We start from the raw sequence: 905 nt of genomic DNA, 5'->3' as shown, positions 1-905 counted from the left end.
CGCGGACGGCGGCGACGCCGACTCCGGCGACAGCGACTCCACCCAGGTCGACCCCACCGGGTCCGACCCGGCCGGTTCGGACCCCGCCGGGGCCTGAGGTGACCACCGTGGCGCCCTCCCCGGTCCCGCCCGCCCGCGCGGCGGGCGGGACCGGGGCCACCGGCCCCCTGCGCCGCTGCTTCGGCGAGGCCGCCGACCGGTTCGCCGCCGAGCACTGGAACACCCGCCCGCTGCTCGTGCGGGCGGCCGCGCGGGGCGGCGACGGCTTCGAGGACCTGTTCCGCGCCGCCGACGTCGACGAGCTGCTCGGCCCGCGGGGGCTGCGCACCCCGTTCTTCACGCTCGTCCAGGACGGGCGGACCCTGCCGCGCGCCGGGTGGACCCGCAGCGCCCGCGCCGGCGACCGGCAGCTGTCCGACCTGCCCGACCCCGACGGCATCGCTCGCGCGCACGCCGCCGGCGCCACCATCGTGCTGCAGGCCCTGCACCGGACGTGGCCACCGCTGGCCGCCTTCTGCGCCGACCTCGCCGCCGAGCTGGGCCACCAGTGCCAGGTCAACGTCTACGTCACCCCGCCCGGTGCGCAGGGCTTCCGCCCCCACCACGACACCCACGACGTGGTCGTGCTGCAGGTGGACGGCGAGAAGCACTGGACGATCCACCCGCCCGTCGTGGAGCTTCCGCTGCGGTCCCAGCCGTCCTCGGCGCTGGGGCCGGACCCGGCGGCCGGGCGCGAGCCCGTCATCGACGCGGTGCTGCGCCCCGGCGACGCGCTCTACCTGCCCCGCGGCTGGCTGCACTCGGCCCGCACCGCCGACGAGCGCTCCATCCACCTCACCGTCGGGCTGCTCGCCACCACCTGGGCCGACGTCCTCGGCGACGTCGTCGCCGGTGCCGGACCGGCC

General features: G+C 78.5%; 1 protein-coding gene. It reads left to right on the top strand.

From position 1 onward, the window contains the following. Window positions 1-107: 107 nt before the first annotated feature. Window positions 108-905: cupin domain-containing protein (locus ABEB16_RS15980; protein WP_345713217.1), on the top strand; the 798-nt coding region annotated here is incomplete at its 3' end.

It is taken from the genome of Kineococcus glutinatus (assembly GCF_039542765.1).
GTDB lineage: Bacteria > Actinomycetota > Actinomycetes > Actinomycetales > Kineococcaceae > Kineococcus_A > Kineococcus_A glutinatus.
Note: the sequence above shows the minus strand (reverse complement) of the source record. Positions and strands in the feature narration are given on the sequence as shown.